Genomic DNA, 16,577 nt, shown 5'->3' on the forward strand with positions numbered 1-16,577 from the left:
ATTCTTACTTTCATCAAGCTGAAGGGAATTATATTCTCCACTCGGTGTATTTAAATACTCTATTCAGTATTTTAGTGATTGTTATTCACTTGTTTAGTTTTAGCTACCTAACCTTCGACATATCTACTTTTCTATTAATATGCTTGGTTTCCGCAGCAATTACATTGCTAGTAAGTTTTTTTGGTATCGGCACTTTTTCTAAATTACTAGCGCCTTCGAAAAAGTTAACGTTACTATTTAAGCTGAATTTTAACTATATGAGTTTTGCGTTAGTACAAAATTTATTGATATGGGCTCCACAGATTTTGTTGTACTTTTCACCATCTAGTTCAGAGGTTACATCCTATACATTACTACAACGTATTTCACTAGTGTTGGGATTTGTACTAATTGCGATTACATCTGTTTACAATCCTAAAATCGCTAAGGATTTTAAGGACGGGAATATTGCACTTCTAGAAAAGCGGTGTGGGCAATTCATTATAATGTCCACTGGTTTTTCAGTATTTGCATCAATATTTCTGTTGGCAACAGTCTCTTATCTTTTTGAATTCTTGAACTTGATTGAAAAGTTGAATTATTTTGCTCTGTCTATCTTGTTTGTCTCGCAATTAGTGAACTGTGCAACAGGCCCTTCATTGAGGTTATTGTTATTAAGTGGCAAGTTTGAATATGCTAGGAAGATTCAATTTTACGTTCTGTTCGCGATAGTATTGGCTGGTACATTGCTCTCTGATTACAACACTGTTGTTTTTGCGTGTATTCTAAGCTCAGCTAGTATCGTGTTTACGAACATCTACTACGCGTATTTGGTGAATACTACCTTAAAGGTAAATATTTACAGAAGACTACTTAACTTTAAGTAGCCTGCTGATTCTGCTGGTATATTTATTGGTATAGCTAAGTTCGCCTTTTGGTGGGAAAAGAGTTTCTTTAATAAATTTCAATCTATTATTGCAGTTTAAGAATTTAAACTTTAAGAAATCAAATTTTCCAGCGGAGTATGTAGATAACTCTTTGTAGAATGGGTGTGTTTTGTCGATATTCTTAACTGCGTTATCTTTGATTAGTTTGGTGTAAGGCCGTAGCTTTTCAATATCAGTTTCCCATCTTGAAGTGTTGTCGTTACCTCTCTTCCTTTCTAGCATTAGGTGATAAACAGAAAAGTACCAAGCGTCTTCGTATGAGAACGTTTTTGCTGTAGTGTCTTCAGTAACGTTGAAGTCGATGCTATTTTCGTAACAGTTTAAAAATGAGAACTCATTATTAATCACAGGAAAAGAAGTTAATTCGTAATGTAAGTCGATATCGATATTGATCCCAGAAGCGCTTTTACGCATTGGGATTTGTAAAGCAATACTCTCGGGTATCCAACCTCGAATATTGGCGTATCCAAGCGATTCAAGAGCTTCAATAGCCTGTGGGAGGTTGGTTTTGTCGATGTAAATATCAACATCTGCGTATTGCCGTTCGGACTCGGTTTCGTATATCAGCTTAGAAAGCGGGAAACCTTTTATTAAGAGTAACTTGATACTTCTCTTTTCGAATGTCAAAACCAGTTCTTTGATTTCTTTTGAAACCATTAACTGAAAAGCTGCAGTTTTGAAGTTATTCATAACGTTATGGTAGAACGTTCGGGGTGGGTTGCATACGTGAAGTTTCTGACTCTCTTTGTTTTTTGACGAACAATGATGAGTCTATTTAAGCCAGATTGCAGCGCCGAAATAGTGTAATTTATCTCCGCGCTGCCATAGTGTTGTAGATAGTGAGTTAGTAACTTGAGCATCTTCTACAGGATTATTTCGAGGGCTCGACACCGTAATAGCTATCTTGGTAATAGTGCTCTCCGTAATAACTCATTTTTTGTGGTGAGGCTTGAGTTAGCACAACGCCAGTAATTGTTGCGTTAACTTTACTAAGGCGAGTTATGGTTTCTTTGGCCATGCTGATTTTTGTTTCTTCTGCTTTGACCGCTACTATTGTTGCGTCTACCATTTTTGCCAGTACGCATGAATCACTAACCGGGAGTGTTGGTGGGCTATCAATGACAATATGTGTGAAACGGTCGCGCAATGATTGCAGAAGATTTGCAAATCGCTTGCTGGAGATTAACTCCATTGGATTGGGTGGAATTGTTCCACAAGTAATTACGCTTAGATTTGGAGCTCCTTCAACCTGGTGAAATACGTTGGTGTCTGTTTTCCCACTCAGAAGGTCACTAAGCCCCATATCAGCTTTAATGCCTAAATCTCGGCCTACAGCTGGTTTGCGTAAGTCCATTTCGATTAACAAGGTTTTGTCCATTTGACTCAACGCAACGGCCAGGTTGATTGCCAATGTGGTTTTACCTTCAGAGCCGTTGGTTGAAGTAATCAGAATTGTTTTAGGAGGGTTATCTATATTAGAAAACATTAAACCTGTTCTAATTGTATTGATAGCCTCGGCAAACGTACTACGTTGATCAGCAATGTATTGCTTCTCTGGAGCAACGTTGCCTTTTTTCTTCTTAACTAATGGGGTTATACCTAGTGAAGGTAAAGACAATTCTTGTTCAAGTTGGTCTGGTGTTCTGAATACGTTGCCCATTAGCTCTCTTACAAACGCAAATACAACGCCGAAGAATGCACCAAAAACAAGGCTAGCAGCAATTATGAGGGCACCACGCGGTTTTACCGGGTACTCAGGGATGGTTGCATTGTCGATAATTCTTATATTCGAAGCATCATAATCACCCGATACATCAGCTTCCATTAACTTGCCTAAAAAGCTTTCATACACACGGCGGTTATTTTCTACTTCTCTTTCTAACCTAGTTAACTCAAATGAATCACCTTGATATGACTGTAGCTCAGTAGTTGTTTGTGTGATGAGATCTCGAATGTTCTTTTCTTGAACTTGAGCAAGGCGATATTCTTTGCGAATGTTTTCAACAATCTTTAAAGCTTCCCTGTCTAAGTTAGCTTGAGCGCTCGCTAAGTCAGACCGTGCTGCAATCATTTTCGGGTGCTTCTCACCGTATCTTTCACTTAGTTCCTGTACTTTTCTGGATAATGTACTTTCTTCCCTTACCAAGTCGCGAATTGTATTACTCTGTAAGACAGGACCTAAAGCTCTGTAATCGCCGCCTTCACGTTCTAATTGTTGGACTTGAGAATAAATTTCCTGTGCTTCAGATAACTGTGTTTGTGCTCTTACTAATTCGGTATTTAAAGTTTGTAATTGTGTGTTGGCAATTCTTTGTTGTTGCTCAGTGTCCATTAAGTTCTGTGATAACCTGAAGTTTCTTAGCTTATCTTCAGACTCTTGAAGAGTTACTCGGAGCTCCTCTAATTGCTCGCTCAACCATTCTGCAGTGTCCTTTATCTGGCTCAAGCGCGCTTCTAAACCAAATTCGATATAAGACTCACTAATCGCGTTGACAATTTCGGCTGCAAGAAGTGGATCTTCACTCTGATAACTAATATTTATTATCTGGCTTTGAGTGCCACCTGAGACGCTAAGTCCTGCTTGAATAGCCTGCGCTAGCATCGTTCTCAACTGGTTATCAGTCAATTCAACGGGGCCAGATTTTTGTTCTTCTTCATCTGCAATAAAGCCTTTGATAAAAGTCTTTAGTGGGTCTAATAAACCTTTGTTCCCACCTTCAGCTTTCAACTCTTCTAATTCAACTTTGTATTTATTTACCAGATCGAGTTTATCAACAACTGTTTCAGCTACTTTTCGCGACTGAATTATCTCGTATTGTGTTTCATAAAATAGAAACACCATGGAGTTCATAATGTATTGATCTTGAGCAGATGCGTTTGGTTGAACAGGATCAGCCTGGATTTTTGCTGAAGCTTGGTAAATTGGAGTAGCTTTACTTAAGTAATAAACCCCTAAAACTAAACTGAGGAATGTAACGAGGATGATTGACCATTTTCTTCGCTTCAAGATCCTAATGTACTGACTGATATCAATAGTATCTTGTTTGGCTTGCCATGTCTGAGAAGAGTCCATTAACTGCATTTCATTACGTCCTTTTAGAAGAAGCTTTCATCGACTGTTATTACGTCGCCAGGCTGCACTGTTGTTGACAGCTGTGCGTTAATGGTTTGCCCATTACTATTTTCTCGCATTAATCTGATTTTGCTTCTTGATGCTCTTTCTGTGAAGCCTCCAGCCAATGTTATAGCACGCTGAACTGTCATACCTTCTCTATAGCTGTAACCTCCAGGTTTGTTAACTTCACCGTTTACGTAGAATTGGCGGTACTCTACGATTGTAATAGTTATGTCTGGTTTCTTTAGGTAGTCGCCAAGATACAAATCATGTATTTGCTTTTCTGCTTCGGCTACGGTCATACCTCTTACTGCCACTTGCCCAATTAAAGGCATAGCTATGCTGCCCGTACTCGAAACTCGTGCCTCTTTTAAGCTAAGGTCCGGTTCATCAAAAACGCTCACAGAAATTACATCGTCTGATCCAAGTCTATAATCATCTAATGTTTGCGCATTTATCTGGCAAGCAATTCCCATAACAAGGATAGTCAGTAGAATTTTGAAACTATTGCGAAACGTATTGCTAATAACCATCACTAATCCTCCAGAGTAAATGTAGCTATTAAGCTGATGACATTTGCATCAAATTCAGCAGTTGCTAATGTGGAATCCCTTTCTTGGTGCATATAATTTGCAGATACCGAGAGGAAGCGCAATACTTCATATTCCAAACCAAGCTGATAAGCTAACCTTTTATCTTGTCGATTTTGGTTAAATACAAATTCGTCTTTGCCGTATCCAAGATCGGCATTTAGCTTCAGAAGCTCAGTTAATTCATGCTGTAAACTCAGCGAGTAGCTAGTTCTTAAAAAGCCACCAGTATCTTCTAGACTCGAATCTACTGATTCTCTCTTTGCTTCGGCAACTAGTTTGGTGTAGGTGTTCATCGACCATGTAATATTACCGTCATATGCCAAGCCGCTTATGTCTTGAAGGCCATCTACTTCATAGTTTCTATCTTGATATCCAACGTTTACGTCGCCTGATAACTTGTTAGTGAAATCCCAACTTAACCCAGCCTTGTACCGCTTATACTTGTTATCTATCTCTGTAAAACCTTCCGGTGGATCATAGTCAATGTCACTTATTACAGCTTCTAAATAAATTCGTGTTTTTGGCGCAATTCTGTATGTAAATCGACCGGTGATTTGATCATTTACGAAATCCAAGAAGTCTAGGTCGTTTGTATAGTAATCACGATCAGTTCTTCTGTAATTAAATGCTATTTGACCAATTGAGGAGGCTTGACCGTATGTTAAACCGGCCAAAAAATAGTTTTGGTTATATTTGTTATACTCGGTTATGTTCAACTGAATTCTGTTTATAGAACCGGGATCTTCGTGTTCCTTGCTGTAACCAACTTCGAATCTGCTGCCGAATCTTAGAGTGTGATCAAAAATCGCTCTGGCTTGGAAGTTATGGTCGTAATAATCAGCATCTTCTGAATCAGAAAACTTTGTATATTCGCCGTCATAGGCTAGCTCAAACCGCTGCTTACCAAACCCTCCAGCCATATTTAACACTGGAGCAACTGTTAGGAAGTTGTCTGAATTTGCAAGCTCGTCAGTGACACGGTAAATATTATCGTCATAACCAATAGTTGTATCAGCTTTAGCTGTGAATCCAGTGTTATCTTCCTGTGCTGCCGCCATTGAACTTGATAGTGCTAGCGTGAGCAGTGATAAAGCAAATTTTGTTTGGTTACGCATTCCTGTTACTTCCATAAATCCTTGAACCAACCCCAGATACCCAGGGAAAAACCTTCAAATAAATTAATTCCGAGCGCCGACTTGATTAAATACAAGACTAACAATCCAAATAGCGTTGACGCCCCAATAAATGCGGCAATGAACAACGCAAATGTAATAGCTGATAATTGCTTTTCCCGACGAGTAAGATCCCGACGGTTTCGGCCCATAAGTAAAACAAAATAAATTCGTCGCTTGATAAACGGTACAGGGAAGGTAGAACGAATGTCTAAAGAGTGCTTTTTCCAACTTCTGGCACCCAGCGCGCTGTGAAGGTGCGAAAGCTGTTCTTCGGTAAAAGAATCAGCAACCTCTTTCGGCATTCTGTCTAGTATGCTTTGTAAGGCTGGATCGTTAGTAGTTTGAGATGTACTTCTATTCACCGTGATCCCTGTTATGTACCCATTATTATTTGCACCGAATAAGTGCTACATATTGCAACATTTTGGCGCATTTTGCATACAAAAAAGTGTAGCACGCCTTATGAGCTACAACTTACAAGTCCGTTTATCGTTTTGCAATGCAATTATCTATCCAACATCTTACAGTATTGTGATGGTTTAGCCCACTGGTTGATGAGATTGCGAAATCAGTGTGTCGTTGTTTGTGATTAACAAGTGGTAGGGGCAGTGGATAATTATGAATTAACAGTGGTTTTTGCGCGCGCGAGATTGCTATTATGGGTGTACAAAGTTTAACCTCAAAGGGAAAGCAGAGAAGCTCTATGAAAAAAGCGCTAATTACCGGTGTAACCGGCCAGGATGGCTCATACTTAGCTGAGTTGTTGTTAGAGAAAGGGTATGAGGTTCACGGTATCAAGCGACGCGCTTCTTTGTTCAATACCGAGCGGGTTGATCATATTTACGAAGATCCTCGCCACTCTAATCCAAAGTTCTTTTTGCATTATGGTGACTTAACCGATACGTCGAACTTAACCCGTATTTTGCAGGAAGTGCAGCCCGATGAGGTGTATAACCTGGGTGCTCAGTCGCATGTGGCCGTGTCGTTTTTGTCGCCTGAGTACACCGCTGACGTAGATGCAACGGGCACGTTACGATTACTCGAAGCCATTCGCTTTTTGGGGCTGGAAAAGAAAACCCGTTTTTATCAGGCGTCGACATCTGAAATGTACGGGCTTGTTCAAGAAACCCCGCAAACTGAGACTACGCCTTTTCACCCGCGCTCGCCCTATGGAGTCGCCAAGCTGTATGCCTATTGGATAACGGTAAACTACCGGGAGTCTTACGGCATGTATGCTTGCAACGGCATTTTGTTTAATCATGAATCGCCGCGCCGTGGGGAAACGTTTGTTACCCGCAAAATTACTCGCGGTATTGCCAATATTTCACAGGGACTGGAGCCGTGTTTGTACCTTGGCAACATGGATGCGCTGCGTGACTGGGGGCATGCAAAAGATTACGTGCGTATGCAGTGGATGATGCTGCAACAAGAACAGGCCGAAGACTTTGTCATTGCAACGGGCAAGCAGATTTCGGTGCGAGAGTTTGTGCGTATGAGCTGCAAAGAGGCAGGCATTGAAGTGGCCTTTAGTGGCGAAGGCGTGAATGAAATCGCTACCATTACCGCGGTCGACAATTCCATAGCGCCAGGCGTTAAGGTGGGCGATGTAATTGTAAAAGTGGACCCATGTTATTTCCGTCCGGCCGAAGTCGATACGCTGTTGGGCGACCCCACCAAAGCGAAAAAGAAGCTGGGTTGGGAGCCGGAAATCAGTGTGGAAGACATGTGTGCTGAAATGGTTGCGTCTGATCTTCACAAAGCACGTCAGCATGCGTTACTGAAAAAACACGGCTACGAAGTACCGGTTGCCAAAGAATAACGGGGTGCGTTAAAGGTTAAACGCCACCCAGAGCATTAGGCGTTTGAGATATTAGTTAATGTTAAGTTGCTTGAACGCGTCAATGGTGTCAGACAAGTTAATTACCGTAGGGTGGCCGTATCTGCCGGTGTCGATATGATACGAGTTGCCTATCCATAAGCACACCTGGGTGGAGTTATGGCCGTGCACTGAAAAGTCTACGCCGTGGTTAACGTTGTGTTTGCGTTTTAAAAAGCGTTCTCTGTCCCATAACAAAGGCCATACGCAGGCCTCGGTGTTGCCCGGCATGTTTTCCCAGCTCCAGGTAACGGGCAGGGTATGGGATATACCAATTTTGTGACCCTGGTAATTGAGTTTTATAGCCAGTGGCTGTTTTATAAACCATCTGCACAGTGAAAGCAGGGTTTGCACCGACGCAGACTGGTGCCATGCGCCACCGTTTTGAGTCCATAATCGCATTGCAAAGGAGTCCCGGCTCATGAGGGCCTCCATCATCATGTGTTCATGGTTCCCCAGCACAACATGCGCGCCAATTTCCTGAAAGTACTCAACCAGTTCTGCGCTGTCCTGGCCGCGGTCTATTATGTCGCCCAGGCTAATGAGTACATCGTCCTGCGGATTAAAACTTACCTTGTTCAGCTGTGCCTGCAACTTTTGGTAATCGCCGTCTAAATCACCTACCACGAACACGCGTTGCTCGTCGGCAATATCGAGGGTTTTACATAAAGGGGCTTTGCTTATTGCGGTAGTTTTTACATTCATAGTGGGTTGGGTGTACTAATGTTGTTTTTTACTGCTGGGTATATGTTACTGCTTACTATGCCAGTAATCGAGGGGCTTTCACACCGGCGTGTTGTTTCAAACGGTAATTACATGGCCATGAGTTTTTCGAACAGGGGAATGCGTTCTATAACTACGGCTACTGAAATGCCAATCATTAGAGATATTCGCAATGCCCAGTGGGGTTTGTGCGGGCGCTGGAAGTGCAGTAGTACACTGATCCCTAAAATGGTACCAAGAATGTTCCGCAGTATGTCGTCCCACTGAAAGGCTCTGCCCACCGAGCTTTGCAATAACTCAACCAAAACGCTTAGCAGAAAAACGATGAACAAAAAGCGCGGAATGCGCGTGCGGTTTTTGCCTTTGGTAAAGCGGTAAAATCCTATGGCAAATATACAAAAGAAGATGATATGCCCGGTGTTTAGAATAGCGCTGCCCAGCTTTCCTTTCATAAAAGCGGGAATGGGGATAAAAAATAGTACTGACAGAATAGAAAAAACCATCACCAGAATAATGGGGAAAGGAATAAACCATTTCGATTTTGGTGGTTTGGTGGTGAGTTCTTCCTGAACAGACATGTCCTGTGCCGGGTTTTTTATGCGCTTCGGTTTGCTAAAGATAGCGTATTTTGTGGTGGGTTACTAAGTAATATTGTTTATTCGCTTTGATAGTTGCGTGTTGTGGCTTTTTTTACTTCGTGGCTTTTTTGTTAGGTCCCCGGGGCAACTCTGGGATGGCGGGGAGGGACGCACCCACACATTCGTCGTCCCGAAGATCCCGGGACAAGCCCGGGAAGACGGGGAGGTTGTCGTCCCGGAATCGCGCAGCGTATATCCGGGATCTTTATAAACTTCAGTAGGTTTATCTGTATTGGATGAATCTATATGGACGTTTTTGAGAGTTTATAGGACAACAGCGCGTATGGTGAATCATTATTTACCACAAATCTGGGGTTAGGTGACCTGCGAAGTAGTGACGATGTGTACATGTATACCAGATGTTTTCAGGAAAATTATGAGTGTGGCCGGTGCCCTATATACAAGAGTGAGAGAATGCGCTTTGTTTCGTCACTACTTTGTTTATACAGGCTGAGGGGCGTCACAAGGCGATAGGCTGTATTTCTTTTTGAGAAGATTATTGAGGTTCTTCCCAGATAACTCACTAAGGAATATAAATGAAAACGAAAAAAAAACTTGTTGGACTATTTTTAATAAATGGAGTTACGGCTTCGGCTTTAGCAAATGCACAGGTTAGTATTGATTTGGCTAATGATGACGGTAAAACATTTGCAAAGCCTTCCGCATCATCCATAACTGTTACCATTAAAAACATGTTGCCAGCGGCAGATTATTCGAAATATATAAAACACTATTACCCAGAAATCGCAGGTCTACCAAAACCCGATTTGTCGAATATACCTGGGGCTCCTGCATTAGGAGTTCAGGCTGCGAGTTCGCCCACGGAAAATATGGACGATAAGGCTGGTATGACAGATGGGCAAAAACTATTCGATCAAAAAGAGAAAGCTAAGGATGACGGAATTTTACCGGCTGAGGTAATTCCATTGGTTGTAGATTATCTAAGCACCAAAATACAAAACGAATGCCATGCGCTATTTTCACAGAATCTTTCACGAGTATATGCTGCAGATAGTGAAAAGGCCTTTTCTTCAGAGTTAGATAAGTTAAATTCTACTCTAGAAAGTTATTCTTCGCGAGCGAAAGGTGACTATCGCCGCACGGTTAATAGTATTGCAAATAGAATAATTGATAGTGGGGTTAAAGTTAACGAAATCTCTGCCGCAGTCAAGAAGGAAATTGCGCAGCTTCATGACTATAATTGGTTAAACAATTCTTTGGAGTGCACAGAGCTTTTTAATCAAGCTATCGTTACGATAAAAAGCTCTCAAGAAAATGTGACTGTCAATTTCTATGAAGGGAAAAGTGCCTCTCTTGAAATAACCAGAAACTACAATGGCAGCTCAAAAAGTTGGTTATATCGATGGGAAGAAGAGCCGCCTACTGTATGGTTATATAATCTCAGTTACGTGTTTATTCAGGATTTTGATAATGACGCGTATTACACTGAAGCATATAATACTGAGGATGAAACTTTCCTTATACGTAAATACTCAGACACTGGTTTTGAGTACATGCCTGCAGCAATGTTTACATATGTTTATCAACCGGATAAATATAGATCGAAAGGCAATTCGTGGGGGGCTTCTGCTGGAATAAGTTTGGACCCTGATAAACCCGGAATACTCGGTGGGATAAGTTATATCATTGGTCAGAATGTAACAATTACAGCCGGACTTGCCATTACTCAGCAAGACGTATTAAAAGGCGAGTATAAAGCCTATTCTAAATCTGTAGAGTTTACCGATGATATGCCGCCGCATACTGTTGATTCGGCGCTTTCTCCTGATCAATTGGTGAAAGATACCTACAAAAGTAGTTGGTTCTTTGCAGTTGGATTTACTTTTGAGTAGCCTTCAATAAATATGGCCCCCAGATAAATGAAGGGGGCATGAAAAAATCTAATTACAACTACTCAATCCAAACTTAGCATTATCGTAAGTTACATTGGAGTGTAAACATACTTCGTGAGCTATGGTTAACAAGCTTTTTTGATACCAATATTTCTTAAATGGCCACTTATTTTTATTTATAGATAATAGCCATTAGGAGTTGCTATAACACTTATATCGTTGGGTGATTAAAACGCTAAGCCGTATATAAATTTTACTGTCGAAGCGTCAAACTCAGTGTGCCAATAAAGCAAGTAGCATAGCAAACAAAAAAACCAGCTATGCCAGTTTTTTCTTTAACGAATTGAATACGAACATTTGGGAAATTAAGAAATCACAGAATATGAATTCGTATCGGGCTTTTTGGAGTAGGTTCCCGGGGCAAGTCCGGGATGACGAATGGTGTGTCGTCCCGGAATCGCGCAGCGCATATCCGGGATCTTAGGAAACGTCCAGCAAAGGTAGTTTTTAGAGCACGGCCTTTTTGAATAGGTCCCGGAACAAGTCCGGGAAGACAGCTTTGGGTCCCGGGACGAGCTAAGGTCCCGGAACGAGTCCGGGATGACAGCTTAAGGTCCCGGAACAAGTCCGGGAAGACGAAATGTTGTAAGGATGACGAAGTGTTGGTGGTATGACGTAGAAGGGCTACATAGCCCGCATGATTTCCACGAGAATCTTCAACCCGCGCATGCGGGTGTCATTGTCTTTGTCGTTGTAATTCAGGCGCAGGCAGTTGCGGTATTTGCCTGTGGCGGAAAACAGCTGTCCTGGGGCTACAATAACGCCTTTTGTTTTGGCTTGTTCAGCCAGTTTAACGGCGTCGTATTGGTTGGGGAGTTCAACCCACAGCACAAACCCGCCTTCCGGGTAACTTACCAGTGTGCCTTCAGGAAAATACTGCTTGATGCCTTTCAACATGGTGTCGCGGGCCTTGCGGTATTTTTGCCGCATATTGCGCAGGTGTTTGTCGTAGCCGCCCTGGCGAATAAAGCTGGCTATTGCCAGTTGTGGCAGAGTGGGGCACATGGAACTGGTGACGTACTTAATATGGGTAACTTTGCTGCGGTATTTACCCGGAGCAATCCAACCTACTCTGAAGCCGGGCGCGAGGGTTTTTGAGAACGACGAACACAGCAGTACGCGACCATCTTCGTCGTAGGATTTAATCGACTTTGGTCTGGGGTATTCAAAGGCAATATCACCGTAAATGTCGTCTTCAATAATGGCAATGTCGTATTCGCGCGCCAGTTGATACAGGGCTTTTTTCTTGGCATCGGGCATCACATAACCCAGCGGATTATTCACGGTTGGCGTAACCAGTATGGCTTTTATAGGCCACTGGTCTATAGCAAGTTTCAGGGCTTCTATGCTCATACCGTTGGCGGGGTCGGTTGGGATTTCCAGGGCTTTGAGATTCGCGGCTTTAATGGCCTGCATGGCGCCGTAAAAGCCTGGTGATTCAACAGCGATAATGTCGCCAGCCTGGGCCACAGTGCGCAAGCATACAGACAGCGCCTCCTGACATCCCGAGGTGATCACGATTTCGTCGGGATGTACCTGACACCCGGAGGCAGCGGCCAGCCGGGTAAGTTGTTCGCGCAAGCTGTAGTCGCCTTGCACATCGCCATATACCATGCCGTCGAAAGGACGGTTTTTGTTAAGCTCGTACAATGTTTTCAGCAGTGGCTTTAACGTACTGGCTTCCATATCGGGCATGGCATGCTGAAACTGGCAGAAAGCGTCATTGCCCTGATTCAACAACATGCTGAGTACGTCTTCCCACAAGGATACATCAAGTGGTCGCTGTGGTGGCCTGGACACACGTGGCATTGTTACGAGGGGATTTTTTTGTGGTACAAAGTAGCCTGACTTGGGGCGGGCTTCTACCAGTTGTTCCATTTCAAGCTGTCTGTATGCTTCCTGTACGGTAGAAATACTCACGCCGTGCTCATTGGCTAACTGGCGCACCGACGGCAGTTTATCGCCAGCGTGGAATACCCCAAGCTGTATGTGCTCTCTGAGCCGGTCGGCCAGTTGTGCGTAGAGTGTCATGACGTGTCTGAATATGCCCTAAGAAACCATACACATTACTATACACTGACTTTTTGGTTTAAATAACCATACAGATTTGGGCGAATAGCGCCATACAGTTATGGTTATTGAGAGATTGTGTGTGGTGATTTTTTGTTGTCTGCATCTAACTCGTTTGCTTGCCGTTGGGTACGATTTGCGTACTGGCTGAGAAGTATTTCGAAGTGGATATGGGTCTGTCAGGGATTTCAGCATGTGCATTGTTAAGAGGAGTAAGTGTTATGGAACATTCTTTGGTGTTGGCAATTTGTACCTTCGCGTTTATTACCACCGTTACACCGGGTCCAAATAACGTAATGTTGTTGGCGTCGGGCGCACAATACGGGTACGCACGCACTATTCCTCACATGCTGGGTATTGTTTTTGGGGTAGCCATGTTGCTGCTGAGTGTATTGCTTGGACTTGGCATGTTGTTCTCGTTGTACCCTGTTTTGTATTCCGTATTGAATGTAGTGGGCGCGTTGTATTTGTTGTGGCTGGCTTACAAAATTGCCAGTGCGCCGGTGGGCGAAATTGAAGTGGTGGCAGGGGAAGACAAAGGCCCGTTGCGCTGGTGGGAGAGTGCGTTATTTCAGTTCGTTAATCCAAAAGCCTGGATGATGGCGCTGGGCAGTGTTAGTACGTTTGCTCAGCCTGGTGAGCTTTATGTGCAGTCGGGTGCCGTTATTATGCTTGCCTTTGCACTAATTGGTTTTCCGAGTATTTCGTTATGGGCCGGTGCGGGTTCCAAAATCCGCGTGTGGTTGAGCACACCCAAGCGCCGCCGTGGGTTTAATTTAACAATGGGGGCGGTTACCGCTGCTACGTTGTTGTTGATTGTTTAGCTTTACAGGCTTCATCGTCCCGAAATCGCTCCGCGATATTCGGGATTTTATGAAACATCCTGCAGAGGTTGTTTTTAAATCACGGCCTTTTTGAATAGGCCCCGGGGCAAGCTAAGGTCCCGGAACAAGTCCGGGAAGACGGAGAGGTTGTCGTCCCGGAATCGCGCAGCGCATATCCGGGATCTTGTAACTTACTCCCCGTCGTCCCGGAATCGCGCAGCGTATATCCGGGATCTTAGGAAACGTCCTACAAAGGTTGTTTTTTAAATCACGGCCTTTTTGAATAGGTCCCGGGGCAAGCCAAGGTCCCGGAACAAGTCCGGGATGACGCAGGGAGGTTGTCGCTCCTGAAATTCACAGGAATGTCCCCCATCCGTCGTCCCGGAATCGCGCAGCGTATATTCGGGATCTTAGGAAACATCCTGCAAAGGTTATTTTTAGATCACGGCCTTTTTGAATAGGTCCCGGAACAAGCCCGGGAAGACGGAGAGGTTGTCGTCCCGAAGATCCCGGGGCAAGCCCGGGATGACATGTGTCCGGGATCTTACAAAACACCCCAACAACCCGACTTTATCGTGTCGATTAAAAATTGTGCTAGGTGGATTTGGAAATGAGTGTTACTATCGCGCGGCCTTGTGAAGGTGCTATGTCGTTCCACTTTGTTTGCTACATCTGTTTACTCTTTGTTTGTTCGTCTTTCGATTCATAAATAAACGTCAACCGATTTACGCCCCAGTGCTCCAATAGTTTCTCTGCACGTTAGGCTTTTATCTTTTAATTAATTTGTAAGGACTTTATTTATGTCTAATAAATCTACTGGCACAGTAAAATGGTTTGACGAGAGCAAAGGTTTTGGCTTTATTTCTCAAGCTGACGGCGGCAAAGACGTATTCGTACACTTCCGCGCTATCGAGTCTGAAGGTTTCCGTACCCTGACTGAAGGTCAAACTGTTGAGTTCGTAGTTGAGCAAGGCAACAAGGGCCCTCAAGCGGCTCAGGTAGTTGTACGCTAATTACGCTCCGGCAGACGCGTCTTGCGTCTGCCAGCCACTCTTCTGTTCTACATCCCTAAATACAATCTGAGGTCTTAATGTCTTTTTCCCAATTGGGGCTTTGTGCACCAATTCTTAGCGCTATTGCTAAACAAGGTTACACCACACCATCTCCTATCCAGCAGCAAGTTATTCCGGTTATTTTAAACGGCCAGGATGTACTGGCGTCTGCGCAAACGGGTACTGGTAAAACGGCGGGTTTTTCACTGCCAATGCTACACCGTTTGTCTGAGTCACCGCGCAATGTTCGTGGTGGACGAGTGCGTGCGCTTATTCTTACGCCAACGCGTGAGCTGGCAGCACAGGTAGGTCAGAATGTGCGTGACTACAGCGCTGATTTGCGAATTAGAAGTACCGTTGTGTTTGGTGGGGTGGGTATTAACCCGCAGATGATGGCACTACGAAAAGGCGCGGATGTATTAATTGCCACGCCCGGGCGTTTGCTGGACTTATATCAGCAGAACGCTGTGTCGCTGAAAGAGCTGGAAATCCTGGTGTTAGACGAAGCCGACACCATGCTGGATATGGGCTTTATTCACGACATTAAACGCATTTTGAAACTTATTCCTGCCAAGCGCCAGACCTTGTTGTTCTCGGCGACCTTTGCGCCAGACGTAATGGCGTTGGCTGAATCCGTTACCAATAATCCGGTGAAGTTGTCGGTTACGCCGCAAAACTCAACCGTTGAAGTAATTGAGCAAAAGCTGGTAGCGGTAGACAAACAACAAAAAATACCTGCGTTGATTGCGTTGTTGAAGCAAAACGACGCCAAGCAAACGCTTGTTTTTGCACGTACTAAGCACGGTGCCGACAAAGTGGTCAGAAAGCTGTCTGGCGCGGGTATTCGCAGTGCGGCGATCCATGGCAACAAGAGCCAGGGCGCGCGTACTAAAGCACTGAGTGCATTAAAAGACGGTACTATTCAGGTGCTGGTGGCTACCGATATCGCAGCGCGCGGTATTGATATTGACCGCCTGCCTGCGGTTATCAACTTAGACTTACCGAATGTACCGGCTAACTATGTTCACCGTATTGGTCGAACTGGTCGTGCGGGTGAGGGCGGTCGCGCCTGGTCATTGGTGTGTGCTGACGAAGTGGCAGAACTTCGCGATATCGAAAGCTTTATTAAGCAGAATATTCCACGTGAAAGCTTGGAAGGGTTTGAGCCTTCCGAGCCGCTGCCAACACACGCTGTAAAAATTAAAGCGGCGACGGTTAAGAAGCCGAAGAAACCTAAAAAGCCAAGAGAAGGGCAGGCCGCACGCCGCCGTTCTGGCGCTCCTAAGCGTTCTGGCAATAAGCCTCGCAGCGAAGGCAAAGCCCCAACACCTTCTTCTAAAGGCGCGTGGGCTAACGCCGGTAGCCGGGCTTAATTCTTTTATCCGGGATCTAAAGAAACATCCAACATAAGTTGTTTCGAAATCACGGCCTTTTCGAATAGATCCCGGGACAAGCCCGGGATGACGGGATGGTTGTCGTCCTGGAGTCCCGCAGCGTTATTCCCATCCGTCGTCCCGGAAAATGCGCAGCATTTATCCGGGAACTAGTGAACCTTCCCATCGTCGTCCCGGAATCGCGAAGCGCATATCCGGGAACTTAGGAAACATCCAACAATGGTTGTTTCGAAATCTCAGCCTTTTTGAGTAGGTCCCGGGGCAAGCCCGGGATGACG

The 16,577-nt window shown here is 44.2% G+C and carries 13 protein-coding genes; 5 read left to right on the forward strand and 8 right to left on the reverse strand.

The genetic code is table 11. The annotated features are described in order from the left end of the window. Positions 1–848 precede the first annotated feature (848 nt). The 5 genes from AC4MRN_RS12610 to AC4MRN_RS12630 all read right to left on the reverse strand — a co-directional run bounded on the left by AC4MRN_RS12610 (position 849) and on the right by AC4MRN_RS12630 (position 6,171). Entirely contained in the window at positions 849–1,616 is a 768-nt protein-coding gene (locus AC4MRN_RS12610; protein ID WP_491203468.1) for a nucleotidyltransferase family protein, read from the reverse strand. A 181-nt stretch (positions 1,617–1,797) separates the two neighbouring features. After that, positions 1,798–4,008 carry a GumC family protein gene (locus AC4MRN_RS12615; RefSeq protein WP_491203469.1) on the reverse strand — a complete coding sequence of 737 codons (2,211 nt, stop codon included), beginning with the start codon at positions 4,006–4,008 and terminating at the stop codon, positions 1,798–1,800. 14 nt (positions 4,009–4,022) lie between these two features. Then, a complete protein-coding gene (locus tag AC4MRN_RS12620; protein ID WP_491203474.1) occupies positions 4,023–4,574 on the reverse strand; it encodes a polysaccharide biosynthesis/export family protein in 552 nt (183 codons plus the stop codon). Positions 4,575–4,576: 2 nt separating this feature from the next. After that, positions 4,577–5,764: an outer membrane beta-barrel protein gene (locus AC4MRN_RS12625; protein ID WP_490402251.1), complete on the reverse strand. Its 1,188-nt coding sequence runs from the start codon at positions 5,762–5,764 to the stop codon at positions 4,577–4,579. Beyond that, positions 5,755–6,171 carry a 3-phosphoshikimate 1-carboxyvinyltransferase gene (locus tag AC4MRN_RS12630; protein WP_370256110.1) on the reverse strand — a complete coding sequence of 139 codons (417 nt, stop codon included), beginning with the start codon at positions 6,169–6,171 and terminating at the stop codon, positions 5,755–5,757. Before AC4MRN_RS12630 ends, AC4MRN_RS12625 begins: the two co-directional genes overlap by 10 nt. Before the next feature lie 341 nt (positions 6,172–6,512). Between AC4MRN_RS12630 and gmd the strand changes: the two genes are divergently transcribed. Next, a complete protein-coding gene (gene gmd, locus AC4MRN_RS12635) occupies positions 6,513–7,628 on the forward strand; it encodes a GDP-mannose 4,6-dehydratase (RefSeq protein WP_491203470.1) in 1,116 nt (371 codons plus the stop codon). A 51-nt stretch (positions 7,629–7,679) separates the two neighbouring features. Here gmd and AC4MRN_RS12640 read toward each other — a convergent pair whose 3' ends face one another. After that, a complete protein-coding gene (locus AC4MRN_RS12640; RefSeq protein ID WP_490402253.1) occupies positions 7,680–8,390 on the reverse strand; it encodes a metallophosphoesterase in 711 nt (236 codons plus the stop codon). A 107-nt stretch (positions 8,391–8,497) separates the two neighbouring features. Next, positions 8,498–8,986: a VanZ family protein gene (locus tag AC4MRN_RS12645; protein ID WP_490402254.1), complete on the reverse strand. Its 489-nt coding sequence runs from the start codon at positions 8,984–8,986 to the stop codon at positions 8,498–8,500. A gap of 596 nt (positions 8,987–9,582) precedes the next feature. Between AC4MRN_RS12645 and AC4MRN_RS12650 the strand changes: the two genes are divergently transcribed. After that, a complete protein-coding gene (locus AC4MRN_RS12650) occupies positions 9,583–10,899 on the forward strand; it encodes a hypothetical protein (RefSeq protein WP_491203471.1) in 1,317 nt (438 codons plus the stop codon). A gap of 684 nt (positions 10,900–11,583) precedes the next feature. On the opposite strand, the gene AC4MRN_RS12655 is transcribed toward AC4MRN_RS12650, so the two are convergent. After that, positions 11,584–12,990 carry an aminotransferase-like domain-containing protein gene (locus AC4MRN_RS12655; protein WP_491203472.1) on the reverse strand — a complete coding sequence of 469 codons (1,407 nt, stop codon included), beginning with the start codon at positions 12,988–12,990 and terminating at the stop codon, positions 11,584–11,586. Positions 12,991–13,250: 260 nt separating this feature from the next. Here AC4MRN_RS12655 and AC4MRN_RS12660 point away from each other — a divergent pair, with 260 nt between their 5' ends. The 3 genes from AC4MRN_RS12660 to AC4MRN_RS12670 all read left to right on the forward strand — a co-directional run bounded on the left by AC4MRN_RS12660 (position 13,251) and on the right by AC4MRN_RS12670 (position 16,278). Beyond that, the gene (locus AC4MRN_RS12660; protein ID WP_475075047.1) at positions 13,251–13,853 is read left to right on the forward strand and encodes a LysE family translocator; all 603 of its coding nucleotides are present in this window, start codon (positions 13,251–13,253) and stop codon (positions 13,851–13,853) included. Between the two features lie 800 nt (positions 13,854–14,653). Then, positions 14,654–14,866 (forward strand): transcription antiterminator/RNA stability regulator CspE, encoded by a 213-nt coding sequence (gene cspE, locus AC4MRN_RS12665; protein WP_073319997.1) that lies wholly within the window; start codon positions 14,654–14,656, stop codon positions 14,864–14,866. A 77-nt stretch (positions 14,867–14,943) separates the two neighbouring features. Next, complete coding sequence (locus tag AC4MRN_RS12670; RefSeq protein WP_491203473.1) at positions 14,944–16,278, forward strand: DEAD/DEAH box helicase; 1,335 nt, start codon at positions 14,944–14,946, stop codon at positions 16,276–16,278. Positions 16,279–16,577 lie beyond the last annotated feature (299 nt).

It is taken from the genome of Marisediminitalea sp. (assembly GCF_984433645.1).